Consider the following 25637-nt stretch of genomic DNA (forward strand, 5'->3'; position numbering starts at 1 on the left):
TGAGCCAGCGCGGCGGTTCCATCGCTTCTGACGTCCGCTTTGCGAAGGGCGAAGAAGTCCAGTCCCCGATGATCCCGACGGGCGAGGCCGACTACCTGGTGGTATTCGACGAGACGCAGGTCGTGGTGAACGAGGCCTTCCTCAAGCAGGGCGGCGTGCTCCTCACTCCGGCGGACATCGATGTCTCGAAGCTCGAAAACGTGAAGGCCCTGAACGTCGCGATGCTCGGCAAGCTCAGCAAGCATTTCGACTTCACGGTGGACCAGTGGACGGTCGCCCTGAACAAGCTCTTCGCCGAAAAGTTCCACGAAGGCAACAAGAAGGCCTTCATGCTCGGCCGCGAAGGGTAAACTACATTCCGCGAAGGATGGTGTCGAAGATTTCTTCGAGCCTTTCGTTCTGCTTCACGGTGTCGTAATCGCTTTCGATCTTGGCCCGTGCGGCGGCACCCATCCGCGTCCGCAAACTGTAATCGCTCGCCAGTGCGTCCATGCATTCGGCGAGCTTTTCTGTATCCCGCTGGCCGACAAGCATCCCGGTCCTGCCGTCGTCGATGATTTCGGGAAGGCCGCCACAGAACGTGCCGATGCTCGCCATCGCGCTCGCGCCCGCTTCCTTGAGCACGATGAGGCCTGAATCGCGGTCGTTGTTCTTCGCGACAATGCAGGGCGCCACGAGCACGTCGTAGTTTTCGAGCAGGGCGGGCATCAGCTGCGCATTGACGCTTCCCTTGAAAATTACCTTGTCCTGGACACCGAGTTCTGCGGCGAGGCTTTGCAGCTGTTCCTGCAGCGGGCCCTTGCCAATGAGCGTGAGGGTCGATTCCTTGTGTTTGCCTGCAATCTTTGCAAATGCGCGGATGCCGTACTCGAATCCCTTCTTTTCGACCTGGCGGCCTATCATCAGGAATTGCGCGGGGCGTTCGGGACGTGTGAAGGGCGTGAAAGCCGACGTGTCGACACCAAGCCTGTGAATCTGGATTTTGCTTTCGGGTGCGCCCAGCTGCACGAGACAGTCGGCAAGTTCCTGCGAGGCGGGCAGCAGCAGCTGAGCCGTCTCGAACATGCGCTTGTAAGTGCGCTTGTAGAAAAGGTAGTCAACCGGGATCCGCTCGTTGAGGAGGATTCCGACATCGACTCCGTGGAGCGTCACGACAAGCGGGACATCCGCCTTGTTCGCGGTCGCGGCGACAAGCGCCCCGTTGGTGCCGAAATGCGCATGCACGAACTTCGCGCCGCTCTCGCGGATGGTACGGACAAACTTGCCGCTCGGCAGTGCCGCATAGTAGAGCGCACGTTCCAGGGCGCCAAGCGAAGTCACATGGTCGTAGGGGAAATTTTCCCTCGCGGGGTTGAGACCGCGGGCGAGCACGTAGGGTTCGTATCTACGGGCATGCTTCACCTGGTCGTAGATAAAGGTCTCGCTGTAAGGGAGCCAGTTGCCAATCGCCATCGCATAAGGAATCTTTGCCATGCTTACGTCGCCTGCCTTTGATGGAGAAGTTCGCGGATTTTTGCAACGCAAATTTCGGTGTGGGTCGGTTCCAGGTTCGGGAAAATCCTGTTCTTGTAGTATTCAATCTTCGGGATGTACGGGCTTCTGTCCTTCCATGCACCCGACGATATAAATTCCGCAAGCTCATCGACGGTCTTCACATCCTTCCCCAGAACAAATTCATCAAGCGGTATGTAGAAGGATCGCTTGCGGGTGTACCGCTCGATATCGAAGGCGAACCTCACGAACGGGCGGTCAAACAAAAGCCAGTCGATGATGATGCCGGAGTAATCCGATATAAAACATTCAGCTGTCGGCAAAATGCTCCCGATTTCTTGTATGTCGCGAATTTCAAAACAAGGCGCAATGCCTTCAAAGGATTTCTTCCCCGAATTGATGTGCCTTACCAGCGTAAACGTCGTGCCCGTACTTTCGAGATACTGCCGGAGTTTCGCATTCTGCAGCATCTCTATTTCCATGCGGTCAAGCTGTTCGGCATCTACGGGGTCGTCGCGGAATGTCGGAAACCAGAGAATCCTCTTCTCGGGCTTGCCTCGCGCAGCGAGAATGAACTTGTCCACATGGGGGCACCCGCAATTCGCGATAAAAGCATCTGGCGACCTGAAGGGCATCGACATGATGAGCATCTCGCGCTCGTATTCGGAACCGAGAAGCATGTAGTCGAAATTGACTACTTTCTTTTGCATCTGGCGGCGTTTCTTTTCGCTCCAGGTGGCGGCGGCGGGGACGGCAAAATAGCCCGTCTTGGTAAATGAATGCCCGTGGTTCAGGTAGAGCCGCAAACCGGCGCACTTCCTGAAGTATCTGAAGAACTGGTCGATATCGTCTTCGCCGTGGGAATACATCACGACAGGCGCCTTTATCATGGCAAGCCTCGCCTTCCAGGAATTCCTGCGCAATACCTTGTAGCCCTTGCCCTCGAGTTCCCGCGTCAACGACTTGTTTCCAGAAATCCAGACGATTTCCTGGTCCGTCGACCCGGCTACGTACTTGTGCACGGCGGCAGAATTGTCTTCGTAGATTCTTCCGCGGTGGCCGCCGATGACCCATGGGCATGCAGCCTTGGCCCTGCACTCCGCAAAAAGGGGCGCAAGCATCCTGAAGAACATGGCATGCAGGAAATCGAACGGATAGCCGACAAGGAACGACCAGGAATATTTCATACGTGCTAAAAATATTAAATTTGATTCCGATGTCGGACATCAAGACAGACCAAAAATACCTTGTCAAAAGCGCGTTCCTCAATCTGGCGGGTACGGCGCTCAAGGTCATCGCCCCGCTTTTGATGATCGTGGTGGCGCGGGTCTTCGACAAGGCGCTCTTCGGCGTCTATGTCTCCACCCAGCTGTGGGTGCTCACGATGAGCCGCGTGGCGGTTCTCGGCCTCGACAAGGGCCTCCACCGCTACATTCCGCAGAATATCGTGCAGGGGCGCGACAGGTTCGAGGGCATCATGGAATCCGTCAAGCGCACGGTGCTCTTCTCCGTCATCCTCACGGCAGCCGTGCTGATTGCCGCCTATTTCGGCCTGCACAAGCTCTCGAGCGGCCTTGCCATGCTCTCTTCCACGGAAATTTCCATCTACATCCTCTCACTCGTACCCTGGTCCATCCTCCACATTTTCGCGGGCGCCTCCGAAGGAAACCGGAATCCGCAATACAAGATTTTCATCAACGACTTTGCTGTATCGGCTCTTGCGCCGGTCATCGGGCTAGTCCTCTTCTACGCATCGTTCCCGCAGACGCTCGCCCTGCCGGTGGGCCTCTTCGTCGCAAACTGCCTCGGCGTAGTCTGCTACCTTTACCTTATCCGCAAACAATTCCCCGAGATGCCGTGGCGTCCGCGCAAGGGCCTTTCCAAGGACCTGCTGAACTATTCCATCCCGCTCGGGTTCTCGGAAGTCGTGACGTCCTTCCTGCTCCGCATGGACCTGTGGATGGTGCTTGCGCTGCTCGGGCCCGAAGCGGCGGGCATCTACGCCGTGATGGTCACCATCTCGAACGGCCTCAAGACCATACGCCAGAGCTACAACCCGATCCTCCTCCCCGTTGTCGCGGGGATGACTCCCGAACGCCTCAAGACAGACCTCAAGCCCGTTTTCAGCTACTGCGTCTCGATGGTGACGCTGATACAGCTCGGAATCGGATTTTTCATCGTGCTCTTCCCGGAACAGACGATGATGATTGCGGGCAAGTCATTCATTACCGAAGAAAACCCCGTCGCCGTGCTCGGCATCCTCATGATCGGGAACCTGATCAACGGCATGTTCGGCCTTGCAGGGCCGGTCATCAACGGGCTCGGACGCAGCAAGTTCATGCTCCTCATGAACGTGGTCTCGCTCGTGTTCGCCATCGCCATGAACTACCTCCTGATTCCGCGGCTCGGAATCGCGGGCGCGGCGCTTTCCTCGATGGGCTACCAGATCCTACAGGCAGTATGGATGAACATCTACGTCTACCGCATGATAGGTTTCTGGCCCTACAGATGGACCCTCTGGATTCAGGGAATCTGGATCGCCCTCCTCACGGCGCTTTACGTTGTTCTAAATAACGGTTTCGAGCCCGGCCTCCTGGCGAAGGGCGTCTTCTACGGCATCGCCCTCCTCCTTATCCTCGCGACCTTCTACTTCCAGGGATTGGGCGGCAAGAACCCCAAAAAGAACCGGTAATGCCGGATTCCGGCCTTCCCGGGCCAAAATTATGCAATCCGGGGCCCCAAATATTTATACTTTGTGCACGATGGCACGGTTTTTGCAACAATTATCGCGACTGCTCTTGCAACAGCTCCCGGCACGGCTTCTGCATCACCCTCAGAAGGCCGTTTCCGCCCTCCTGATGGCGGCGTGCTTCGCCATGCTCATGGGCTGCGAAGAAATCGAAGAGGAGAAGCCGTGGATCCATGTGGACCGTCCGCAGATGCTCTTTACCGACACGACGCTTTTGGACTGCTACGACAAGGATGTCCTCTCCTGGAAAATGAAGACGGCCTACCTCGAACGCTGGGCCGACAAGGAAGTGGTTTTCGTGCGCCCGGTGCTCGTGGATATCTACGATTCGGTCGGCGAGCGCGTCGCGTTCCTGCGCGCGGATTCCGGACGCATGGACATGAAGTTCACCTACGTGTACGCCTACGGCCACGTGTATGCACTGACCCCGAAGGGAGCTTCCGTCCGTGCGGATTCGCTCCTCTGGAACAAGGGCGACAACCTGGTCAAAACCGACAGCTACGTGCGCGTGGTTTCCGAAGATGGCGACGTGCTGCAGGGCAAGGGATTCGTGAGCGACGCGCACATGGACAACTGGAGGATACTCTCGAACGTGACGGGCATATTCCAGGACGCGGCGAAGCGCATGAAGGAAGAAGACAAGAAGCAGGCGGAAGAACTCGAGAAGAAGCCTCCCGCGCCGCCTCCTGCCGCGAGGGGCCCTGTGCCCGGAGCAGGCGGTGCCTCCCCCGCCACGAAGGGAGCGTCCGCAATCCAGTCGCCGCCGCGGGGGAACAAGTGAAGCGCCTCCCCCTCATATTCCTGATGCTGTTGCTGCTCGCCACGGCGGATGTCTTCGCGCAGAGTTCCCCGCTCATCATGAAGCACGCGGACAGCCTCGCTGTCGCCCGCAAGCGGGGGTCCCTGCTGTTGCAGGGCCGCGTGCTCTTCGTGCACGACAGCGTCCGCTTCCGCACGCAGCGCGCCACCTGGAACAAGGATTCCGAAGTCGTGCAGTGCGACGGCGGGTTCCTCTTCACGCACCCTTCCGGGTACATACAAGCTAGCAACGGAATCTACCGCAAGAAACAGGCTCTCGCGACCGCTTCCGGGAATGTCGTGTCCGGGGATTCCCTCAACACCTACCTTTTCAAGGGCGAGATGCTGGAATACGACCGCGAAAACGAGATCCTCACGATGCCCGTTCAGCCGAAACTTTTCCAGTTCGAGAAGCAAAAGGACGGCACCGTCGATACGACTACCATCGAGGCGCGCAAAATCATCTACAACAAGAAATACTCCTTTGCCGAGGCCTACAACAACGTAAAGGTGACGCAGAAGGACATGGTCGTCACCTGCGACACGGGCTATTTCGACCGCGCGAACGGATGGCTCTCGATGAAGGGCAACCCGACGTTCGACATGAAGAACTACCACCTCACGGGCGATTCCATCTTCCTCGTGATCGACGAGGCGAAAAAGACGCTCAAGTCGGCACTCGTCATCAGGAACGCGTACGGCATATCGAAAGAGGACCCGAAGAGAAACGCCCCCGGCAACGTGACCGAAGCCTTCGGCGACACGCTCTTCTGCGAATTCAAGGACAACAAGATCGAACGCCTCTACGTGAACCTGAACGCGAAGGGGTTCTTCTACGAGACCGACCTTCCCGACTATCGCAACCTCATGGACGGCAACCGCCTCGACCTCTTCTTCAACAAGGGCAAGATGGACCACGCCATCGTTTCGGGCAAGGCGCAGAGCACCTACTTCTACATCAAGAAAGACCGCACCGTCTCGGGCAAGAACGAGGCGGCGGGAGACACCATCAACATCGTTTTCGACCCCCTCAAGAACGCGGTAAAGACGCTCCGGCTGCTTGGCCGCGGCACCATGGCGAGCGGACGCTACGTGGACCTCGAGAAGGAACAGCGCAACAAGGCCGCCAAGGAGCGTGTGACGCGGGATTCGCTCGCAAAGGCGGGCATCACTGCGGATTCCACAGCGACAGCCCGGCAGAAGCCGCACATGCGGACCATGACGCGCGAAGAGAGGAAGGCGGAAACCGACGCCCGCAACGCTCGACGCGCAAGGCGCGCCGCAAAAGGCCGGCAACCCACAACCGAAAATGCGGAGGAAAAGAAGCCATGAAGAACCTGGTAAGCACAATCCGTACAGACAAACTGCGGAAGGTCTACGGCGGACGTCAAGTCGTAAGCGACGTCTCCATCAGCGTTTCGCAGGGCGAGATCGTAGGCCTCCTCGGCCCCAACGGAGCCGGCAAGACGACATCGTTCTACATGATCGTGGGCATGGTTCGCCCCGACGCGGGCCACATTTTCCTCGACGATATCGAGATGACCGACAAGCCCATGTACAAGCGCGCACGCCTCGGCGTGGGCTATCTCCCGCAGGAAGCTTCCATCTTCCGCAAGCTCTCGGTCGAAGACAACATCATGGCCATCCTCGAAACGCAGGGGCTCAAGCGCCGCGAACGCAAGATGCGCCTGGAACAGCTACTCGAGGAATTCAAAATTACGCACATCCGCAAGACGAAATCCATGAGCTGCTCCGGCGGTGAACGCAGGCGCCTCGAAATCGCACGCGCGCTCGCGAGCGACCCCTCGTTCCTGCTTCTCGACGAGCCCTTCGCAGGCATCGACCCGATTGCCGTCGCCGACATCCAGTCCATCATCTCCGGGCTCAAGGAAAAGGGCATGGGCATCCTCATTACCGACCACAACGTCCGCGAGACGCTGTCCATCACCGACCGCGCCTACATCATGTACAAAAGCCAGGTGCTGACGGAAGGTTCCTCGGAATACCTCGCTAACGACCCCGAGGCAAGGCGCATCTACCTGGGTGACAGTTTCCGCCTGGATTAGGAGCACGCGATGAATATGGGAATGCAGCTGGGACAATCCCAGCGACTCGAACAGACGATTTCGCCGCAGATGCTGCAGTCGGCGACCATCCTCCAGAAGACCTCGCAGGAACTGGAGAGCGCCATCGTGCAGGAAGTGGAATCGAACCCGCTCCTGGAACTCGACGACGAAATCCCGGAAAGCCTGCCCGAAACCCGCGACTCCGAGAACCAGGGCGAAGACGAATACGCCTCGGGTTCTTCCGACGACATGGCGAAAGAAGTCGAGTTCGAGTCGGGATCCCTCGAAGACAGCGCCGACATGGACTACGACATCCTCGAGAACACGACGAATTCCGACATGGAACGCCGTCTCTCCGACGGCACCGCCGATACCGATGCCCCGTTCAAGGACCTGAACAGCGCCCCCGCCGACCCCGACGAACTCTGGGACCGCCCGCAAAAAGACCGCGACCAGAGCCTCCAGGACAACCTGAGAAACCAGCTGCGCGACTGGAACGGCACAAGGGAACTCTTCAAGCAGCTGAAGCAGGCGGGCTGTTCGGAGCAACGGTTCCGCGACCTGGTGCAGTACCTTATCGACAGCCTCGACGAGAACGGATTTTTGCAGAGCGCCCCCGACGAGGCCATGGTAAAAATCCTTTCGGACAACGACAAGTTCGTCGTGGAGGCAGAACGCGTCATCCGCGGCGAAATCCCGCTCGAAAACGCGAGCCTCCCCGTGGCCGAGGCGATACACGTGCTGCAGACGTTCAAGCCGCTCGGCATCGGCGCGCGCAACCTCCAGGAATGCTTCCTCATCCAGGCACGCGCCTGCGACAACTTCCCGAAAGTCGCACTCGAAATCGTCGAGAACCATTTCGAGGACCTCATGGCGCTCCGCTACACAAAGATTGCGAAGAGCATGGCGCGGAGTACGGAAGAAGTGCAGAAGGCGATAACGTCGCTCTCGAAATTCTCGCCGCATCCGGGACGCCAGATTTCGAACGCGCCGCTTCAAATCAAGAATGCCGACATGAGCGTCGTCGAAAAGAAGGGGCGCTTCGAAGTCGAATGCACCAAGGCCGCATCCCGCATTACCAAGCGGCTGCACGTGAACAAGCTTTACGCCGACATGCTGAACGACAAGGAGCTGGACAAGGATACCCGCGAATACATCAGCAACAGCAAGCGCAAGGCCGAGGAATTCATCAGCGCGGTCAACGGCCGCTTCAGCACCATGGAACAGGTGATGCGCGCCATCGTCAAGCGCCAGGAGGCCTTCTTCAGGGGTGGCCCCGCGTTCCTCAAGCCCATGATCCTCCAGGATATCGCCGACGAGGTGGGGCGCGACCTTTCGACCATCAGCCGCGTCACCAACGGCAAGTACGTGGACACCCCCTACGGAATCTACGAGCTCAAGCAGTTCTTCACTTCGGGCGTGCGCAAGCAGGCGACGCAGGCCGCAGACATTCCGGCAGCGGACGGCGGCACCCAGGCGGCAGGAGAAGAAATCATCGGCTCCGCGCAGATTCTCGACGCCATCAAAAAGCTAATCGACAACGAGGACAAGAAGAAACCGCTTTCGGACCAGGCCATCGCCGACGCGCTCAACTCGATGGGGCTCGGGGTCGCACGCCGCACCGTGGCAAAATACCGCGAGACAGAACTGAAGATTCTGCCCGCGCGTTTCAGAAAAAGCGTGTAGAAAAACTAAAGGACGAACTTGATAACGACGTTTATCACCACGATGGCGATAACGGTCAGACAGCCGCAGCCGAGGCAGGTATCCTTAAAGCTGGTCTTCTCCTCTACGACACGCGGCTGGGTATTGGGTTGACGGAATACGCCATCAGGCACTTCCTCGCCACCTTCGTCGGGAACGTCATCGTCCTCGCCTTCCCCATCTTCCTCATCTTCATCATCACCTTCATCATCGCCGTCATCTTCGGCAAGCTCGATTGTCACCTTTGCCCCGTAAATATCCTCGAAGACACTCTTCATTGTTTCTGCTTCGTTTCTGGAAACCGATTCTGCAACGACACTGCCCGGATTGTCGACGCATTCTTCGGCTTCATCGGAATCCATTCCAATGTCTGCTCTTGTGAGTTCCTCGATAATTTCCTGCCTATTGTCAGGATTGACTTCCATTAGGAATACGTCGTAGAGGTTGTCGTCGCGTTCGGGCTCCTCGAATTCCTCTATGGAAACAGTCGCGCCGCTCGCCTCGATTTCCCTTTTCGCCTTTTGCGCCTCTTCCAAGGTAAGCCTTGCCGCAACAAGGGCATTCGGGGTCTCGACGTAGTACTTGGCTTCGGAAAGGCCCATTCCAAAGAGAACGCGAATTTTCTTGAGGACCTCCATCTTCCTTGCCGGATCCACCGACTTTATGTAGACGGCGTAGAGGACGTCTTCCTCTTCTTCATCGTCGTCTTCGACCGCTTCCACATTTTCTGTGGCGGCGGCACTTACCTCGGCAACGTCCTGCTTTGCGCCGCACTTGGGGCAGAACTTCGCTCCGTCCTTTATAGTGGCTCCACACTGGATACAAAAGGCCATACTCTACTCCTTCATGATTTTCGACTTGAGTTCTTCAAAGGAAACATGTGCGTCAAGGACAGGGATATCGATCTTGCCGCTCAGGATGTTGAAGAAGAACGGTACGATATGCGCGAGGTTCAGCGGGTCGGAAGCGCTTCCGTCTTCCTTGATGAGGGAATACGACTTCAGCAGCTGGGGGCCGAGGCTCGCCGCGGTAATCAGGAAATGATTTTCCATCTTCTCGAAGTTCACGAGGTCGGCGACAATAATACGGGCCGCCACGGAGTAGCTGTTGACCACGTACTGGTTGCCGTCCTTGTCCGACAGGTTCATGTACTGGGCGTCTTCCTGGAGGTTCATCTCGATGCGACCCGTGTTCGGCTTGGAAGCTTCTCCCTTGAAGAGGGAACCGAGATCAGCCAGGGAGATGTTGTTGAAGATGGTGCCCGGAATCTGTTCGATGGGTTCCACCGAGAACGATGTCGGGTACAGCATGTAGTTGATGCCTTCCGCCTTCACGTGCGACGAATTGAAGAGCCCGACGATGGAATTCTTGATAGTCAGGTTCTTCGAGGCAAAGACGCCACCGAGCACGACCGAGTTCTCGAGCGTCACCGTCTCGGCGAAAATGCTACCGGCGACAAAGCAGTTTTTCAGCGACACCTTGGGAGCGTTCACATCCGAGCCGAAAACGACGCGGCCCGAATTGACGAGGGCCGAGATACGGTCGGAACTTCCGACCGCCTTCGTGAACAGCACCGTGTTCTTGCTGGTGGCGAGCACGTAGATTTCGCTTTCCGCGAATACCGACTTCGCAAAGCGCGTCGGGCCGCTTTCCACCTGCAGCTTGTCGGCATAGACGGCGCCGTCGATTTCCACGTTTCCTTGGACCGTCACGTTTCGCTTCAGTTCCTTGGTGCCGGTAGGGATAATGGAAGATTTGACACGGTTGTCCTTGAGGATAACGTCGTTGCTACCGATGCGGATGTCTGTCATGTCACTCATTTTGATTCTCCGATTTTAAAATTTCAGTTTGCCCCGTCCTGCTTCCACAGGCGATTGATCATCTCGGCAACCCTATTGTTCTTGTTCCTGTTCGCCTCTTCCGTGCCGTCCATCCATTTCTCGGTTTCCGACTGGAAGTAGAAATCCATCTTTTCCTTTTCCTCGCTTGACAGCGGCATTTCTTCCTTGTCAATTTCCTCGAGAACCCTCTTCGACATTATCTGTCGCAGGTTGAACGGAATATCCGATGGAATCTTGGCTTCGGTATAGGTTTCCTGGGTATCGAACCTGTCAGCCGTCACACCCATGACCGGAACATAGGTAAAGTTCTTTTGCTCCGTCGGTTCTCCATGGACAATCGCCTGCATGTAATTCTCGTATTCCCTTTCCTGGTCGAGTATGGTCGAGATACCGGCGATGGCCTCCTGGATGCGGCGGCGCAGCGAAGAAATTTCCAGCTGGATCTGGTAGGCCGGATTCTCTTCCGCAGAGATAAGGGTTCCTGCAACACCCGACTTGATGAACCGCTGCGCAAGGGCGTTCTTCCCTGCCGCATTGGCTTCAAATGCAGGCGCATCGAGGCTACGGATGCGACGGTTCAGCGCTTCGTCCAGGCCGTCGAACAGTTCCAGGTACTGCCTGCTGATGCGGGAATAGTCCCTCTCCATGGTCTCCTTCTGGACAGCGACCAGTTTCGATATCGAATTGATCCGCGCGAGCAGGGCCTCGAACTTGCTGTACATCTCGGCAAGCTGCTGCGAAATCTCGGATTTCACCATGTTGTAGAAGCCGCTGACAATCGTCTGCGAAATCTTTTCGCCAGACTTCTTGATGCTTGCGACCTGGGCCGCATTCATGGCAGCCACGGAGCCCGTCAGTTCCGTCACCGAATTGCGGCAGTCCCTGGCCGATTCATTGAAGGGGGCATCGTCCACATACAAGTCGACATTCACGTCCAGGTAGTCCTTGTCCGCGACTTCGACGGCCCTATGCCGGGTCCGCACGGGACTGTTCTGTCCGCCACCACCGAGGTATTCGGTGATATACTCGGTGTGCGTAGGCACCTGGACGCTAAAAGACTTGCTACCGGCCTTGTAACTCATGTGTTACCTCCGGTAACCCATGATTGCAGGTCGCTCGCGGCGAACATCTTCTTCACTTCCTCCGCGATGCGCGGGTTCAGCGATGCAAATTCAGGAAGCGCCGTCATCGCCTCAAACAGGGCGTTCCTCTTCTCCTCGGAAGAGTTGTCCCACGATGCGTTCCTCGCGCTCTCGAGGCAGGTAGTCGTAATCGTGCCGCGTTCTTTCAACCGGCCGTCTTCCGGCAGGGTCACGTTCCATACGTTGGAATCCTGCTGGTGAAGGCTTTCGGCTTCCGAAACCACCACGGGAACGTATTCCATGGCCGGAGTCTCCAGGGCCCCGTCGCACATGATGGGCTTCATCTTGCTCTCGTAATCCTTCTCCTCTTCCATGGTTCCGGAAAGGCTGTCCAGCGCCATGTTCGCATGCTTCTTCAGTTCCGCGTTGATGAACATCTGTGAAGCCGGCAGCGATTCCTTCGCATAGCAGATGGCCGATGCCACGTTCTTCGTAGTGGACTTGAAAATCAGGCTCTTCTTCTTTTCGGAAAGGTTGACCGCGGGCTTGTTGAGTTCCGTAATGCGGTTTTTCAGATTCTTGTCGAGCGTCCTGAACGTTTCGATATAGCGGCGGCTGATACGCTGGTAGTCCACCTGCGCCGTGAGGAGAATCTCGTGAATCTTCTTCGAGATGCTCTGCATCAACGCGAGCTTGGAATTCGCCGCATTCTCGTGAACAGCGAGCTTCTGGCTAATCTGCGACGCGATCAGGGAATAGAATCCGTAGTTCACGTTCTCGCAAATCTGCTTTGCCGACCTCTTTTCCTGGGCGATAACCGCAGCTTCCATTGCAACCACGGCTCCCGTCGTCCTGTCGACGGAAGAGGTTACCTCGTCCACCTTCCGCGCGAGAGGCCGCACGTCGATGGTGATGGCTTCGGTATGGTCGGCTCCGAATGACGAAAACAGACCCATAATCAAGCCTCCTCGTTATCTATCTGCGCTCCGCACTCTTCGCAGAACTTGGAACCGGCCGGGATCTTGGCCCCGCATTCCGTGCAGAACACGAATGCGCCCGCTTCCGCACCGGAAGCATCCCCGGATTCTTCCTCCGCAGCGGCTTCCACATTTTCCTCCGCAGCGGAAGCGGCGGTATCTACAGCGGTATCTGCGGCAGCCACATCCTCTGCGACGGGAGCATCCTCTTCGGCGGGCAGCGGTTGCACTTCCTTCTCTTCGACACCCATATTCTCGTACTTTTCGAGAATCGAGTCCACTTCCTTGATGAGGTTCAAGGAGAAGTCTTCCATCATGTCCTCGGACACCTGCGGCTCGGGCGGCAGTTCCGCGTTCGCAGCCGTATAGGCGTTGATGGCCAGCAGCGACCTGCGGCGGTCATCGAGTTCCTGGACGCTGTCGGAAGACACGGCGATATCCTTCGCCTCGGCATCGCGCAGCGTCGCCTCGAAGTATTCCACATACTTGAAGCGTTCCGACTTCTGCTGGATATCCTCGGCCACGCGGTCCATGTATTCGGAGAATTCCTCCTGCTGGCGCCTGCACGCCGCAGCCTGCACTTCCATGGCAGCGAGCGCTTCCGCCTTCTTGTCCTTGACCTGCACCTCGCCTGCGGCAAGCGAACCGCTCTGCTTCATATCGTCGAGCGACTGCTGCAGCGCCTTGTACGTATTCAGCGCCGTCATGAATTCCGAGTTCGCGCTCATGAAGTCGCGGATAAGGTCCTGGGCGGCGGCACGGTTTCTTGCGTTGAAGTCGTCCGCGTCACGATGCCACTGCATCAGGTAATCCGTCTTCTGGTTCTCGATATCGTTGTACACGTCGAGACGGTCCTTGCGGTTCTCTTCCATCAGGTTCTCAATAAGCGGCGCGAACACTTCTTCCTGAATCTGGTTCATGGAGAACGGCATGCTGGTTCTCGAGCCGTCCTCGGCAAGCCAGACGGACTGGAACAGGTCATACTTCACGCGCGAAGAAGCCTGCAGGTTGAACGGCTTGTAGGAAGTCGAATCTTCCTTGAAATCGAAGGCCACGTTCCGGATGCGCTCGATTTCTTCGGCTTCCAGGACGGGAGAATACTGGTTGTAGGCGGCCTTCAATACGTTTGCGAAGATGCCGTTGCAGTAATCGATCAGCTTGTCGCAGCTGCTCGCCTTGCTGGCCGAAATCACCTGGATGGATTCGCCCAGGGTCTTCATCAGGGCCTTGTAGTAATCGACATGGCTTGCGCCGCTGGAGGCATCGCTCTGTTCCATGTTCTTCTTCATGATATTGATATCATTGAACACCTTGAGCGACGTATCGAACTTCTTCTCGTCGAACACGTTGACGACCGGATGTCCGGCCGGAGCCTCGCTTGTCGCGAAATTCTTGAGGAAGTTGTCTTCCTTGGAATTGGGCTTCACGAGCGGAAGCGACACCGACTTCCTTTCGCTGTCACCGAGCAGGTAGCGGATATTTCTCACCTGCCTGTCGATGGAGCTCATGTAGTCGTGCATCGTCACGTTCTGCATCGAGGTCGAATAGTCGGCCGTATCGATCTGTTCCGTTTCGTCGGAACCTTCCACGACCGGAATCTTCTTGATTTCCTCGGCCACGGAATTGAGAGTCTCGTTCCATTCTTCCGGCTTGCGAATCGTGGAAAGGCTGAACTTCGTCTGTTCCGTCCCTTCGGTAAGGTCCACGGAGATATGTCCGTTTCCAAACGGCACGTTCATCTCGACCGGGACATAGGCCACGCCAATCTTCGAGACCTTGTAGTCGCGACGGATATCGGCCTTCGCCTGTTCATAGGCGAGAATCTTCTGTTCCGCAGCCTCGACCTTCTTCCCGAGACCCGACAGCTTGACCGCGAACACGATGATGAAGACGACACCCAGGATCATGAGGAAGACGCCCCCGCCCACGGAGGTCGTCGCGGCAAGGATAATACCGCCGATGGCCACCAGGATAAAGATGACGAGGCCCACGATGCTCGGAGTCTTGCTGTCCTTGATCCGGTTTATCTCGTTCCGGGTCTCGTCGATTTTCGATTCAAGTCCCATTTCTTCCGTGACGATTTTTTCGGCAGCGGTCTTATAGTAGTTGAACAGGATTTTGGCCTGGTCCTGGTAGATGTTTTCGGATTCCGCGAATATTTTTCCGGTCATGTTCTAATCCTTGTTTAACTCTAGTTCTTGTAGATAAGTTTTCTCGCCTGGAGCAGGCCAGCAAACGCGTTGATAGCATTCTGGATTTCATCGGCAGACGCCCCGCCCTGCTTGCAAAGGGAGCGCAGTGCAGAAAGGGATTCTACCATCTGGGCCTCGTAATCGAAAGCCTCGGCGCTGTTCGCAGGCGAAAGGTAGCGCAGGTCATTCTTGATTTTTGCGATAGCGTTCTTCTGCTCGGCCGGAATAGACGCATTGGCCGCGCATTCGACTTCCAGCAGCTGCGACTGCGAACGGAGCTGCGCAATCCGCGAAAACTCCTGCGTCTCGCGCTGCTTGACGGAGCCAATCTGGTGCGCGACCAGGCAGCCGAAGAACATCTTCACCATGAAGGCAAAGAATAGGATGAGCTGAATGACGACCACCGCGTAGAAAATCAGGTCGCTGTAGTGAGCCGCCTGCTGCATGATTTCGCTGTTCTCGCCCACCACCTTCTCGATCCAGTCCTTTGGCAGCCCCATGAACCAGCCAATGACTATATTGCGCGAGATGACAAAGATCAGAAGCGCAATCGAGGAGGCGCAGTAAGCGGTTATCGCAAACCACGACGCGGTATAGGCGGCAATCGCCTTTTCCACGTTCTCCGTCTTCGGCAGGATGCTGAAGAACGTGAACGGAGCCATCACCATGACATACATCACAATGATGGAAATGCATGTGAATATGAACTCCCTAGAACACTCGCCATCGCCATGGACGAGGAACAGGGCCAGTATAATCACTCCAAGCCCGAAAGCGAAAATAAATGCTCTAAAAAAGTTCAGCATGTTTACCTCAGTTTGTTGCCGCAGTTGGGGCAGAATTTAAGGGTCGGGGAAACGGCCTGTCCGCAGCGGGAGCACTGGTTGCCACCCATGCCTCCTGCTACCATCGGATCTGCCGAGGCAAGCGGAGTGCCGCAGCTGACGCAGCGACGGGCCTTCGGGCTGTTGTCGCTTCCGCACTTCGGGCACGGCCTGTACTGGTTGCCGCAGAAGGGGCAGAACTTCGATGTCGAAGGGAATTTCTTCGCACATGCGGAACAGAACACTTCGCGGGGAACGGCCGCCATGCCGCCAGTCGCACCGGGCATCATGCCAGCGCCACCCGGCGCCATGCCCTGATTGGCAGCCATCAGCTGGGTCGGGTCGTTTACCGGGTTCATCACGGGGGCACCCTGCATCATGCCGGCTCCCATTCCACCGCCCATGCCGCCACCCATCATCAATGCCATGCCGAGCATTCCCATCTCGCCGCCATTGTTGATAGCGTTATTCGCGGTGTCGAACGCCTGCTGCTGAGCCCAGCTGTAGCCAGCGATATTCTGCGTTGTACGCGCCGTCATCGCTTCCATCACCTTGCGCCCGTCTTCCGTCGTTTCGTCCACATCGATGGAATCGATGTTGAAGGACCTGAGCGAGATGCCGAACCTTTCGAGGAACTCGGCTGCAGGCTCCTTCATAAAGTTGGAGATGTCTTCCAGATAGGCAGAAATGTTCATGATGCTCAGGCGGTTCGTCTGCATGTACTTGCTTACGAAACTGTTGAGCTTCATCGTGAGTTCGGCCCACATGACATTGCTCAGGTCGACAACGCTGAACGACTTTGCCGTCTTGACGACCTCGGTGAGGAAGCACTCGGCGTTGGTAACCTCGATTCCAAAGCGGCCCTGCGAAATGACCGGGATACGGGCGTTGTAGCCGGGATCGTATATGTTGAACTTCTTCGTAATCCAGGGGATTGTCGGGGGGATGCTCTTGTTCACGAACACGACCACCGACTGGAACGGATTCTTACCACCGAACGGTATTCCGAACAAATTCCTCAGGAGCGGCAGGTTCTCGGTGCTGAGCGTGTGCTTGCCAGGGCCAAACTTGCCTAGTATCTGTCCCTTCGAAAACAGAACTGCTTCCTGGGACTCGTTGACGATAAGTTGCGTGAATGTGCTGAGATTTTCTTCAGGATACCTATAGGCAAGCGCGTTGTTGTCAGGCGGCTGCCAGGATATAGAATCGATAATGGCCATGTTTATTCCTCTTCTTCGTAGGGAAAATGTATACTTAAAGTAACAAAATATCTAATCTGAATTTTAATGTTTGCAAAATTTTACAATCAGGCATTCGCCCACTCTTCTCTCCCCGTAACGCCTTATTCCAACTAGGACGATTTTTTTCGCGAAAAAATGAATTTTCACTTGTTTTTTTGCCCAAAAAAGATGTATATACTCTAGATGCGAGGCAAAAAAGGCCCTGCAACAGTAAAATACAACGTAACACTACTTATACGGAGGTATTCATATGGATATTCAGTTTTCTGCTCGCCACTTTAATGCATCTGCCGGTCTCCAGGACCGAATTCAGGAAGAAATGGACAAACTGGCCAAGTTCTACCCGAACATCACGGGAGCCTCCGTCATCCTCGACCACGAAGTGGAACACCAGCGTCACTGCGAAATCTCCGTGAAGATTACGGGTAACGTCGTGGTCGCCTCGGCAGACGAGGAAAACATGGGCAAGGCCGTCGACGTCGCCCTCGAACGCGTCAAGGTGCAGCTCAAGAAGGCCAACGACAAGCAGAACGATCACCGCGCACAGCCCGTTTCCGACCTCGCATAAGCCGTGCCCGAATCCAGATTCAAAGATCTCAACATCCTGCACCGGGAAAAACTCCCGGTGCGGGGCTTTTTTGATAATTACGGCAAGGACCTCCAGCTCGCGCAATATTCTCCCGACGAGGACCTCGATACAAGCATCGCGGAAAGCGGCATCCACCGTCCGGGGCTTGCCATGGCGGGCTACACCAAGGTCTATAGTTCCGAACAAATTCAAGTCGTAGGCCACACGGAATGGAACTACCTCGAAAGCCTCGGCCCCGAGGGCCGCAAGAAGGTGTTCGACTCCCTTTCCGTATTCAGGGCCCCGATGTGGGTGGTGACGCATGCGCAGAAACCGCACGACGAACTCCGCGACATGTGCCACAAGCTCCACATCCCGCTGTTCTCGACCACCCTCCACACCTACGAGTTCAACAAGGGCGCCCAGCGCATCCTCGAAGAATATTTCGCACCGCATGCCGTCATCCACGGAAGCCTCGTCGACGTCTACGGCATCGGCATGCTCTTCGTGGGCGATAGCAACGTCGGCAAGTCCGAATGCGTGCTCGACCTCGTCGAAAGCGGCCACCGCATGGTTGCAGACGACGTTGTCCACATCAGCCACGTCGGCAACGCCATTATCGGCCGCCCCGACCCCATCGTCCGGCACCACATGGAAATCCGCGGAGTCGGCCTCCTCGACATCCGTTCCATGTTCGGCATCCACGCCATCCGCAAGGTGAAAAAGATCGAAGTCATCGTTGAGCTCCAGCCCTGGCAGCGCGACGCGCGCTACGAACGCACGGGCCTCAACGAGTTCGACGAATCCATCATGGGAGTCAAAATTCCCAAGGTGGTACTGCCCGTGGCGCCCGGCAAGAACCTGACCGTGATTTCCGAAGTTATCGCAATGAACACGCTCATGAAGATGAACGGGCAGAACGTCGCGAAGGATTTCAACGAAAACCTGATGCAGAGGATCAAGGCGAAGGGCAAGTGCGGCGAACCCGCGTTCGAAATGGACATAGACCAGTGGTCGCTCTACGAATAGGCGAATCAAATATCTATCTTTCTGCCGATGAACCAGTTCCGAAACACAATCAAGAGCAACCTGTTCCCCTTTATCGTATTCATGATATTGGTGGTCGGGTGCGCGGCGGCGTTCTACTTCTTCCACCCGGCGAGCCCCTACCATGCGCGCTACAGCTTCGTGGTGAGCTACCAGTCCATCGGAACGCTCTCGCCGGGCAACCTCGTACGCGTGAGGGGAATCGAGAAGGGCCAGATCCTGAAGGTGGAACTCACGGACGACGCCGTGTTCGTGAAGGTAGAAGTCTTTGCGGACGCTAAAATTTCGAGGCACTCGGAATTCAGGCTCGTGAACGCGGGGCTCATGGGCGAACGCGAGATGAGCATCCTCACCGCGGACGACAGCGACTGGATTGTCGAGGGCGACACCGTGTTCGGCAATTACGACGACGGCATTGCCGGGGTCGGCAAGGTGCTGCTCGACGCCATCGACGACATCAACCAGATGAAGGACATGGTCGTGGCGCTCAAGGATTCGCTCACCGTGGGCACCTCGGGCAAGCGGATCGACCGCATCGTCAGGAAGGGCGGGCGCATCGTGAAGGCCTCCAAGAACCTGGTGAACGACACGCGCGACCAGGTGCTCGGCGTGGTTTCCAAGGCCGAGGAGACACTCGCGAAGACGCGTGAGGCTATCGACGCCGAGGCAAAGCGCGGGTCCATTACCGTGGACACGGCGTCAGCTCTCCTGGACCGCGTGGACGGCCTGCTTTCGCAGGTGAAGGAGCTCAAGGCGGACGCGGACGCCCTCGCCGCCCGGATTGACGCCGAGGACAACACCGTAGGGCTCGCGCTCAAGAGCGACGGAAAGCTCGCCAAGGAGACCGAAAAGCTCGCCCTGGACATCGACAGGCTTATTTCCGATATAAAAAAGCGCGGTCTCAAGCTAAATGTGGATATTTTTTAATTTTTCTTGTCCTTTTTGTAAAAAAAAAGATAGTTTAGCCCGTATAAAAGACAACCACCAAGATTCACCGACTCTAACAAGGAGTTAACCATGACCGAAAAGAAACCTGCAAAGATGAGCGATGCCGATCTCAAGTTTTTCGAGGAGATGCTCATAGAGAAGCGCCGTCAGCTGGTAACCGCCCAGAGCGAGTCGGAAAAGGCGAACGCCTTCCAGGGCCAGAAGAACCAGTCCGGTGACGGCGGCGATTCCGACAGCGCCGATTCGGCCACCGACTACAACACGCTCGAGACGACCTTCTCGCTCGCCGCGCGCGAAGGCAAGTACCTCGTGTATCTCGAAGAGGCCCTCAAGCGCATCCACAACGGCACCTTCGGCATCTGCAAGGTCTGCAAGCAGCTCATCCCGAAGGCGCGCCTCATGGCAGTCCCCACGGCCACCAAGTGCGTAAACTGCAAGGAAGAGACCAAGAAGAAGGAACAGGAGAACAACCGCATGGAAATGGCGAGACTCTTCGCCGAAGCCCAGAGGAAGGAACTCCAGAAGAAGGCGATGGGCCGCTAGCCTCTCGCCCTACAGCGCGCCGAAGAAGGTATCGGCAAGTTTAGCGCGGAACGCATGGATGCGGTCCGCGTTTTTTTCTCGGTGCGGGTAGGTGAAGTCGGAGAGGAGCACGACCGCGGCGCCTGCGCATGGGTCCGCGACGATGCTCGCACCGGTGAAACCGGTCTTGCCGAAGGCATGCGGGCTCACGCGCGAACCCATGAACTTGCCCTGGGCAAGTTCCCAGCCGAGGGCTGTGCAGGCGTCCGCTGCACTCGAAAACGCACGGGCTTCCGGCAACAGGAACGCATTTTCGCTCACCATCTTGAGAATACCCGCAGGCGCGACGCGGATTTCGCATCCGTCGGGGCCACAGGCTACACCGTCGTCCATCACCATCTTCACGAACTTCAGGAGGTCGGGCACACAGCTGAACATGCCGGCGCTTCCGACCGGGAACAGCTTGCGCAGAACCCAGGCGCTCTCGTCATGGATTTCGCCACAAATCTCGCGCCCGCGGAATTCGCAGATTTCCGTCGGGGCAATCTCTTCGCGCGGAACCGGGTTCGTGTCGCGCGTCAGCGGGTCGTAGCCGCTTCGCGACATGCCGAGCGGCCCGAAGAACCGCTCGTAGCCCTGCTGCTGCAGGTCCTTCCCCGCGATGCGCTGCAGAATGAGCCCAAGGAGCACGCTTGCCGGATTCCCGTAGTTGAAATCGGCACCGGGCGCCTTTGAGAACTGGTAGGTAAACAGGGCGTCGAGAATCCCTTCGGGCGGGAGTTCGCGAAGCGTCTTCATCGGCACGCGGTAATCGAGGCTGTGCGTGAGCAGGTGGAACACGCGGATGTCATCGCGGTAGTTTGTCCGCATTTCCGGTATATAGTCTGCAACGCGGTCGTCAAGGGCGAGTTTCCCTTCGAGAATATACGAGAGGGCGAGCGTAGAGGTGGGGCATACTTTCGTGAGGCTTGCAATGTCGAAAACCGTATCTGCGGGCGTATCGAGTGCAACCGTACGCGTGGTGCCGTCGGGCAGAAGAAACCCCGCGACCGCCTTGTGGAATACACCGGTTTCTTCCGCCTGTTCCAAGAGCCGCAAGATGTTGCTTTCGTTGAATACCATGGGAAACTCCTGCCCGAATTATAGCAAAGTTGACGTTTCCCCTCTTTTGTATTATCTTATTTCCCATGGCAGAAGAGCAAATCGACATCCTGAATCCGGACGGCACCCCCGCGGGCTATTCCTGCGGGCGCACGCGCGTACATGCGGAAGGCCTGTGGCACCGCACGGTACACATATGGGCGTTCAACGGCAAGGGAGAAATCCTGTTCCAGCTGCGGGCCCGCGTAAAGGAAAACAATCCCGGACTCTATGACACGAGTTGCGCAGGCCACATCTCGGCCGGGGATTCAAGCATCAACGCCGCCGTGCGCGAACTGCGCGAGGAACTGGGACTCGCGAAAAGTCCGCGCGACCTCGAATACCTATTCGAGGCGACACACGAAAGTGTGCTCAACGGCGGCAGCTACCTCGACAACGAATACTACGATGTGTACAAGGTAACACTCAGCGACCAGGAGGCGAACTCGCTCGTCCCACAGCCCGGCGAAGTCGACGCCTTCAGGTGGATGACGCGTGAAGAATTTTTCGCAAAGCACAAGCTCCACCCCGAAAAGTTCGTCGACCACCCGAAGGACTTCCAGTGGCTGATGGAGAACGCGGGCCGCTAGCCTACGCAGGGGGAACCATGTCGAAAGCGATTGCAGGGCACCGCTACCGCCACTACAAGAAAGAGACCATGGTCTATACCGTGGTCACGGCCGATGCACTCGACTGCGAAAGCGTGAAGCCCCTCGTCGTCTACCGGAGCGAGTACGAGACACCCGACCACCCGAAGGGGACGCTCTGGGTGCGCGACCGCAAGGATTTCGAAAGCAGGGTGACGCTCCCCGACGGTTCTACCGTCGACCGCTTTACCGAAATCTAAAACTGCGGATGCATCCGCCGCCTAAAATTTCTACCTTTGTGGCAAACAAAAATTCCCTTTTTGACAAGGAGTCTCTATGGGCGGCTTTTGTGGTGTTGTTTCCAAGGAAGATTGTGTCAGCGACCTCTTTTTCGGGACAGACTACCATTCACATCTAGGTACACACCGCGGCGGCATGGCGGTTCTGAACGGCAGCGGCAAGTTCCACCGCTCCATCCACAACATCCAGAACACTCCGTTCCGCAGCAAGTTCGAACATGACCTCGCCGCATTCTCCGGCAAGGTGGGCATCGGAGTCATTTCCGACACCGACCCGCAGCCGCTCGTCATGACCTCCAAGCTCGGAACATTCGCGATTGTCACCGTCGGCCTCCTCACCAACATCGAGGAACTGAAAGACGAACTCTTCCGCAACAACTGCATGCAGCTCCAGTATTCCACCACGAGCGGCATGGTCGGCCCGACCGAAGTCGTATCCGCGCTCATCGCGACCCGCGACTCCATCGTCGACGGCCTCAAGTACGTCCACGAGAAGGTGAAGGGAAGCTGCTCCGTGCTCCTGATGGACAGCAACGGCAGATTCTACGCGAGCCGCGACCGCTGGGGCCGCACCTCGATTATCCTCGGCAAAAAAGAAGGCTCGATGATCGCCGTGCAAGAAAGCTGCGCCCTCCACAACCTCGGCTACGACTACGTGCGCGACCTCGGCCCGGGCGAAATCGCAGAAATCACGCCCGATGGCGACACGACTCTCGTCGAACCCGGCAAAAAGATGGCCATCTGCTCGTTCCTCTGGGTCTACTACGGCTACCCCGCCTCGAGCTACGAAGGCCGCAACGTGGAAATGACGCGCTACCGCTGCGGTTCCGCGCTCGCGAAGCGCACCCCCACCGATGCCGATGCCGCCTGCGGCATCCCGGATTCCGGCACGTCGCACGCCCTCGGTTACGCGCACGAGGCCGGCATCAAGTTCGCGCGACCCTTCGTGAAGTACACGCCCACCTGGGCCCGCTCCTTCATGCCGCAAGACCAGAAGCAGCGCGAACGCGTCGCTTCCATGAAGCTCATTCCCATCCCGGGCCTCATCAAGGACCGCCGTCTCGTATTCTGCGACGACTCCATCGTGCGCGGCACCCAGCTCGGAAAGCAGGCCCTGAAGCTTTATTCACTTGGCTGTAAAGAGACGCACATGCGTATCGCATGCCCGCCGCTCGTTTACCCCTGCAAGTTCATCAACTTCTCGCGTTCCAAGAACGAATACGACCTCATCACGCGCCGTTACATCCGCGACCAGGAAGGCGAGAACGCCGACATCGAGAAGTACACCGATCCGGATGGCGACGCCTACAAGGGCATGGTCGAATACATCCGCAAGAAGCTGAACCTCACGACGCTTGCGTTCCAGCGCATCGACGACGTGATTCACGCCATCGGGCTCCCCGAAGACCAGCTCTGCACCTACTGCTGGAGCGGCAAGGACTACGCCGAAACCGGCGACTGCTACCACTGTCCCTGCCACCAATGCCAGGAAGAAGAAGAGAAGTAAGGACTACTCCTCTTCTTCGATACCCATAAGCTTCATCGCGGCCTTCCAGGTTTCGCGATTTTCGAAACCGTCGCGCTTGCCGCCACCATAGCGCGCATGCGCGAACTCGTTGACAAGGGATTCCCACCCTTCGAGCTTGCCGTCCTTCACCATTGCATCCAAATTAACGGACGCAGCCGCGGATTCGTCGACGCCATCCATTCCCAGACGCTGTGCGACATAGCCCTTGCAGACATTTTCCAGTTCCAGGAGCCATTCGCGGCTGTCGGCGGTGTTCACGCGCTGCTTGAGCACCAGCATCCGCTCGCGCAGGGCATCCTGAGCCGCATTCCTGGCCGCGAGAGCCTCCCGCGCCTTGTTACGGCGCCGCATCCGCCAAAAGCCCGCAAGGAGCACGCACACGGCAACCAGGGCGCCAACGGCAACAGGCAGCGGATTGAAAGGCTCGTCCACGCGGATGGCGACACTTTCGCTCCGCAGGTCGAGCGGCCGCCCCACCTGCGTCGGGATCTCGAAACGCATCGCGGGGACATTCAGGTTTCCCGTATCCTGCGCCACGATCTTGTAGGTAAACTTTATCGAAGCGATTTCCTTGCCGTCCTTCACGGCTCGCGCCGATTCCTGCGACACCCCCACCTGCGTAAGGCCCTTCGCGTTCGCGGAACTCGCAGGCACGACCAGCAGGGCGCTTCCCTGCACGCTCCAGCTGACCGTCACCGGGAATTCGAACGTGTCACCCACGGTAATGGCAGGCATCCCGCCTTCGGGTCCCGCCGTTATAGAAATTCCCAGCTGCTCGGGCGTCGGCATCGCCATCTCGGGAGCGAGCGCCGCAGAATCCACCGCAGCACTATCCTGTAATGCAACATCGGCAGGCGCACCTGCCATATTCAAAGAATCATTTTCCATACAGGGAGAATATACAAAAAAATTTTATTATATTATTTTCAAATAGGAGTCCCGAAATATGACTATTTCCAAAAAGCGCATCCTGACGTGCATCGCCGCCGCGTCTATCCCCCTATTCTTTGCCTGCAGCGACGACAAGCCGACATCGCCCTCTGGCGGCGACAATCCTGTCGTGAGTTCGGCAGCCGCGCTTCCCGAATCGGCAGCAGGCCAACCCGAGGCGACATCTTCCAGCGCAGAAGGCTCCGAAACCATTACCCCCGAATCCTCGGCCGGCCCGGTCGTTGAATCCAGCTCCGCCACGGAGGTCGTGCCCGAAAGCAGCAGCGCCCGCTTCCGCGAGCCCACCGAAGAAGAAATCGCCCAGGAACGCATCTATACAGCCAATTCCGAAACGACCGAATTCGTGGAGCTCCCCACACTCTACAAGAGCCTCGACCCCACCGACCGCGTGGCTTTCGTCATCCGCCACGCCCAGCGCGAAAAGAGCACCGGAGTCGAATCCCAGCTGACCGAAAAGGGCATCGAGCAGGCCAAGACGCTCGGCAGCCACCTCGTCAGCGAAGAAGCATTCTCTTACGGCTCCACCGACTTCATCCGCACGCGCGCCACGGCCCAGTACATTTCCGAAGGCCGCGGCCAGGTATTCCCCGAACCCATCGTGCTCCCCGAACTTGTCGCAAGCACCTTCGTCGCGGACCAGGAAAAATTCAAGACACTCATGGGCGAAGCGGGATACATCGACGAAGCGTTCATGTATTCGCAGTGGGCATTCGACGGCGACTTCGCCGAAGCCTTCAACGATCTCGAAAAGACGGGCGTCCAGATTATCACCCAGGCAATCCTCCCGAGGATGTCCACCGAGAACCGCGTCAACTTCTTTATCAGCCACGACATGTTCCTCGGTCCTCTCGTCGCCTACTGCACCAACCGCAAGCTCACCATCCTGCGCAAGCACGCCACGGCCACCGAAGACTGCACGAACTGCCGCTGGATCAAGTACCTCGAAGGCATCGCAATCATCGTCAAGGCCGACGGCACACGCAAATACGTCCCCGTCTCCGGCAACATGATGAACTAGGAAACAAGCCCGAAAAACGGGCCAGCCCATTTCGCATAACATAAAACCCCGACTGGTGTCGGGG

General features: G+C 57.3%; 25 protein-coding genes. 14 read left to right on the top strand and 11 right to left on the bottom strand.

Annotated features, from left to right (window positions below):
• The coding region (locus tag B2310_RS12695; RefSeq protein ID WP_290732216.1) for a 2-oxoacid:acceptor oxidoreductase family protein at nucleotides 1-350 on the top strand (350 nt) is incomplete at its 5' end.
• A gap of 1 nt (nucleotide 351) precedes the next feature.
• On the opposite strand, the gene B2310_RS12700 is transcribed toward B2310_RS12695, so the two are convergent.
• Entirely contained in the window at nucleotides 352-1473 is a 1122-nt protein-coding gene (locus tag B2310_RS12700; RefSeq protein WP_290732219.1) for a glycosyltransferase, read from the bottom strand.
• A gap of 2 nt (nucleotides 1474-1475) precedes the next feature.
• Entirely contained in the window at nucleotides 1476-2678 is a 1203-nt protein-coding gene (locus B2310_RS12705; protein WP_290732222.1) for a CDP-glycerol glycerophosphotransferase family protein, read from the bottom strand.
• A 29-nt stretch (nucleotides 2679-2707) separates the two neighbouring features.
• On the opposite strand from B2310_RS12705, the gene B2310_RS12710 reads away from it, so the two are divergent.
• The 5 genes from B2310_RS12710 to rpoN all read left to right on the top strand — a co-directional run bounded on the left by B2310_RS12710 (nucleotide 2708) and on the right by rpoN (nucleotide 8790).
• Nucleotides 2708-4183 carry an oligosaccharide flippase family protein gene (locus B2310_RS12710; RefSeq protein ID WP_290732225.1) on the top strand — a complete coding sequence of 492 codons (1476 nt, stop codon included), beginning with the start codon at nucleotides 2708-2710 and terminating at the stop codon, nucleotides 4181-4183.
• Nucleotides 4184-4253: 70 nt separating this feature from the next.
• The gene (gene lptC, locus B2310_RS12715) at nucleotides 4254-5021 is read left to right on the top strand and encodes an LPS export ABC transporter periplasmic protein LptC (RefSeq protein ID WP_290725201.1); all 768 of its coding nucleotides are present in this window, start codon (nucleotides 4254-4256) and stop codon (nucleotides 5019-5021) included.
• Nucleotides 5018-6370, top strand: a complete 1353-nt coding sequence (locus tag B2310_RS12720; RefSeq protein ID WP_290732228.1) for a hypothetical protein — start codon at nucleotides 5018-5020, stop codon at nucleotides 6368-6370. The genes lptC and B2310_RS12720 overlap by 4 nt, the downstream gene beginning before the upstream one ends.
• Nucleotides 6367-7104, top strand: coding sequence for an LPS export ABC transporter ATP-binding protein (gene lptB / locus B2310_RS12725; protein ID WP_173365098.1), 738 nt, complete (start codon nucleotides 6367-6369; stop codon nucleotides 7102-7104). The genes B2310_RS12720 and lptB overlap by 4 nt, the downstream gene beginning before the upstream one ends.
• 9 nt (nucleotides 7105-7113) lie before the next feature.
• Nucleotides 7114-8790, top strand: a complete 1677-nt coding sequence (gene rpoN / locus B2310_RS12730; protein WP_290732232.1) for an RNA polymerase factor sigma-54 — start codon at nucleotides 7114-7116, stop codon at nucleotides 8788-8790.
• Nucleotides 8791-8795: 5 nt separating this feature from the next.
• Here rpoN and B2310_RS12735 read toward each other — a convergent pair whose 3' ends face one another.
• Genes B2310_RS12735 through B2310_RS12765 form a run of 7 tightly spaced genes read right to left on the bottom strand, consistent with a single transcriptional unit; the run spans nucleotide 8796 to nucleotide 16944 of the window.
• A complete protein-coding gene (locus B2310_RS12735; RefSeq protein ID WP_290732235.1) occupies nucleotides 8796-9641 on the bottom strand; it encodes a ribosomal protein L7/L12 in 846 nt (281 codons plus the stop codon).
• A 3-nt stretch (nucleotides 9642-9644) separates the two neighbouring features.
• Nucleotides 9645-10628 carry a hypothetical protein gene (locus B2310_RS12740; RefSeq protein ID WP_173365095.1) on the bottom strand — a complete coding sequence of 328 codons (984 nt, stop codon included), beginning with the start codon at nucleotides 10626-10628 and terminating at the stop codon, nucleotides 9645-9647.
• Between the two features lie 23 nt (nucleotides 10629-10651).
• The gene (locus B2310_RS12745; RefSeq protein WP_290732238.1) at nucleotides 10652-11731 is read right to left on the bottom strand and encodes a hypothetical protein; all 1080 of its coding nucleotides are present in this window, start codon (nucleotides 11729-11731) and stop codon (nucleotides 10652-10654) included.
• Nucleotides 11728-12687, bottom strand: coding sequence for a hypothetical protein (locus tag B2310_RS12750; RefSeq protein ID WP_290725214.1), 960 nt, complete (start codon nucleotides 12685-12687; stop codon nucleotides 11728-11730). Before B2310_RS12750 ends, B2310_RS12745 begins: the two co-directional genes overlap by 4 nt.
• A 2-nt stretch (nucleotides 12688-12689) precedes the next feature.
• Complete coding sequence (locus B2310_RS12755; protein ID WP_290732240.1) at nucleotides 12690-14879, bottom strand: zinc-ribbon domain-containing protein; 2190 nt, start codon at nucleotides 14877-14879, stop codon at nucleotides 12690-12692.
• A gap of 20 nt (nucleotides 14880-14899) precedes the next feature.
• Nucleotides 14900-15706, bottom strand: coding sequence for a hypothetical protein (locus tag B2310_RS12760; protein WP_173365092.1), 807 nt, complete (start codon nucleotides 15704-15706; stop codon nucleotides 14900-14902).
• Nucleotides 15707-15708: 2 nt separating this feature from the next.
• Nucleotides 15709-16944 carry an SPFH domain-containing protein gene (locus tag B2310_RS12765; RefSeq protein ID WP_173365091.1) on the bottom strand — a complete coding sequence of 412 codons (1236 nt, stop codon included), beginning with the start codon at nucleotides 16942-16944 and terminating at the stop codon, nucleotides 15709-15711.
• Between the two features lie 271 nt (nucleotides 16945-17215).
• Here B2310_RS12765 and hpf point away from each other — a divergent pair, with 271 nt between their 5' ends.
• The 4 genes from hpf (at nucleotide 17216) to B2310_RS12785 (ending at nucleotide 20071) form a co-directional block, all read left to right on the top strand.
• The gene (gene hpf, locus B2310_RS12770; RefSeq protein ID WP_173365090.1) at nucleotides 17216-17533 is read left to right on the top strand and encodes a ribosome hibernation-promoting factor, HPF/YfiA family; all 318 of its coding nucleotides are present in this window, start codon (nucleotides 17216-17218) and stop codon (nucleotides 17531-17533) included.
• A gap of 3 nt (nucleotides 17534-17536) precedes the next feature.
• Nucleotides 17537-18562, top strand: coding sequence for an HPr(Ser) kinase/phosphatase (gene hprK, locus B2310_RS12775; protein ID WP_173365089.1), 1026 nt, complete (start codon nucleotides 17537-17539; stop codon nucleotides 18560-18562).
• A 27-nt stretch (nucleotides 18563-18589) separates the two neighbouring features.
• The gene (locus B2310_RS12780; protein WP_290732244.1) at nucleotides 18590-19507 is read left to right on the top strand and encodes an MlaD family protein; all 918 of its coding nucleotides are present in this window, start codon (nucleotides 18590-18592) and stop codon (nucleotides 19505-19507) included.
• Between the two features lie 90 nt (nucleotides 19508-19597).
• Nucleotides 19598-20071 (top strand): TraR/DksA family transcriptional regulator, encoded by a 474-nt coding sequence (locus B2310_RS12785; protein WP_173365087.1) that lies wholly within the window; start codon nucleotides 19598-19600, stop codon nucleotides 20069-20071.
• A gap of 9 nt (nucleotides 20072-20080) precedes the next feature.
• Here B2310_RS12785 and B2310_RS12790 read toward each other — a convergent pair whose 3' ends face one another.
• Nucleotides 20081-21172, bottom strand: a complete 1092-nt coding sequence (locus B2310_RS12790; RefSeq protein WP_290725223.1) for a serine hydrolase domain-containing protein — start codon at nucleotides 21170-21172, stop codon at nucleotides 20081-20083.
• Between the two features lie 65 nt (nucleotides 21173-21237).
• Between B2310_RS12790 and B2310_RS12795 the strand changes: the two genes are divergently transcribed.
• The 3 genes from B2310_RS12795 to B2310_RS12805 all read left to right on the top strand — a co-directional run bounded on the left by B2310_RS12795 (nucleotide 21238) and on the right by B2310_RS12805 (nucleotide 23583).
• Nucleotides 21238-21780, top strand: a complete 543-nt coding sequence (locus B2310_RS12795) for an NUDIX hydrolase (RefSeq protein ID WP_173365085.1) — start codon at nucleotides 21238-21240, stop codon at nucleotides 21778-21780.
• A gap of 17 nt (nucleotides 21781-21797) precedes the next feature.
• Complete coding sequence (locus B2310_RS12800; protein WP_173365084.1) at nucleotides 21798-22037, top strand: DUF1653 domain-containing protein; 240 nt, start codon at nucleotides 21798-21800, stop codon at nucleotides 22035-22037.
• Between the two features lie 76 nt (nucleotides 22038-22113).
• On the top strand, nucleotides 22114-23583 hold the full coding sequence (locus B2310_RS12805) for an amidophosphoribosyltransferase (protein ID WP_173365083.1): 1470 nt from the start codon (nucleotides 22114-22116) through the stop codon (nucleotides 23581-23583).
• A 3-nt stretch (nucleotides 23584-23586) separates the two neighbouring features.
• Here the strand turns inward: B2310_RS12805 and B2310_RS12810 are convergent, their stop codons facing one another.
• Complete coding sequence (locus B2310_RS12810) at nucleotides 23587-24492, bottom strand: protein BatD (protein WP_290732247.1); 906 nt, start codon at nucleotides 24490-24492, stop codon at nucleotides 23587-23589.
• A 58-nt stretch (nucleotides 24493-24550) separates the two neighbouring features.
• On the opposite strand from B2310_RS12810, the gene B2310_RS12815 reads away from it, so the two are divergent.
• A complete protein-coding gene (locus B2310_RS12815; protein WP_290732250.1) occupies nucleotides 24551-25573 on the top strand; it encodes a histidine phosphatase family protein in 1023 nt (340 codons plus the stop codon).
• The last annotated feature ends 64 nt before the right edge of the window (nucleotides 25574-25637 follow it).

Source organism: Fibrobacter sp. UBA3629, from assembly GCF_002374005.1.
Classification (GTDB): domain Bacteria; phylum Fibrobacterota; class Fibrobacteria; order Fibrobacterales; family Fibrobacteraceae; genus Fibrobacter.

Coding starts and splice junctions, on each gene's coding strand:
- B2310_RS12700 (WP_290732219.1), bottom strand. CDS start 1,473: ATGGCAAAGATTCCTTATGCGATGGCGATTGGCAACTGGCTCCCTTAC.
- B2310_RS12705 (WP_290732222.1), bottom strand. CDS start 2,678: ATGAAATATTCCTGGTCGTTCCTTGTCGGCTATCCGTTCGATTTCCTG.
- B2310_RS12710 (WP_290732225.1), top strand. CDS start 2,708: ATGTCGGACATCAAGACAGACCAAAAATACCTTGTCAAAAGCGCGTTC.
- lptC (WP_290725201.1), top strand. CDS start 4,254: ATGGCACGGTTTTTGCAACAATTATCGCGACTGCTCTTGCAACAGCTC.
- lptB (WP_173365098.1), top strand. CDS start 6,367: ATGAAGAACCTGGTAAGCACAATCCGTACAGACAAACTGCGGAAGGTC.
- rpoN (WP_290732232.1), top strand. CDS start 7,114: ATGAATATGGGAATGCAGCTGGGACAATCCCAGCGACTCGAACAGACG.
- B2310_RS12735 (WP_290732235.1), bottom strand. CDS start 9,641: ATGGCCTTTTGTATCCAGTGTGGAGCCACTATAAAGGACGGAGCGAAG.
- B2310_RS12740 (WP_173365095.1), bottom strand. CDS start 10,628: ATGAGTGACATGACAGACATCCGCATCGGTAGCAACGACGTTATCCTC.
- B2310_RS12745 (WP_290732238.1), bottom strand. CDS start 11,731: ATGAGTTACAAGGCCGGTAGCAAGTCTTTTAGCGTCCAGGTGCCTACG.
- B2310_RS12750 (WP_290725214.1), bottom strand. CDS start 12,687: ATGGGTCTGTTTTCGTCATTCGGAGCCGACCATACCGAAGCCATCACC.
- B2310_RS12755 (WP_290732240.1), bottom strand. CDS start 14,879: ATGACCGGAAAAATATTCGCGGAATCCGAAAACATCTACCAGGACCAG.
- B2310_RS12760 (WP_173365092.1), bottom strand. CDS start 15,706: ATGCTGAACTTTTTTAGAGCATTTATTTTCGCTTTCGGGCTTGGAGTG.
- B2310_RS12765 (WP_173365091.1), bottom strand. CDS start 16,944: ATGGCCATTATCGATTCTATATCCTGGCAGCCGCCTGACAACAACGCG.
- hpf (WP_173365090.1), top strand. CDS start 17,216: ATGGATATTCAGTTTTCTGCTCGCCACTTTAATGCATCTGCCGGTCTC.
- B2310_RS12780 (WP_290732244.1), top strand. CDS start 18,590: ATGAACCAGTTCCGAAACACAATCAAGAGCAACCTGTTCCCCTTTATC.
- B2310_RS12785 (WP_173365087.1), top strand. CDS start 19,598: ATGACCGAAAAGAAACCTGCAAAGATGAGCGATGCCGATCTCAAGTTT.
- B2310_RS12790 (WP_290725223.1), bottom strand. CDS start 21,172: ATGGTATTCAACGAAAGCAACATCTTGCGGCTCTTGGAACAGGCGGAA.
- B2310_RS12795 (WP_173365085.1), top strand. CDS start 21,238: ATGGCAGAAGAGCAAATCGACATCCTGAATCCGGACGGCACCCCCGCG.
- B2310_RS12800 (WP_173365084.1), top strand. CDS start 21,798: ATGTCGAAAGCGATTGCAGGGCACCGCTACCGCCACTACAAGAAAGAG.
- B2310_RS12805 (WP_173365083.1), top strand. CDS start 22,114: ATGGGCGGCTTTTGTGGTGTTGTTTCCAAGGAAGATTGTGTCAGCGAC.
- B2310_RS12810 (WP_290732247.1), bottom strand. CDS start 24,492: ATGGAAAATGATTCTTTGAATATGGCAGGTGCGCCTGCCGATGTTGCA.
- B2310_RS12815 (WP_290732250.1), top strand. CDS start 24,551: ATGACTATTTCCAAAAAGCGCATCCTGACGTGCATCGCCGCCGCGTCT.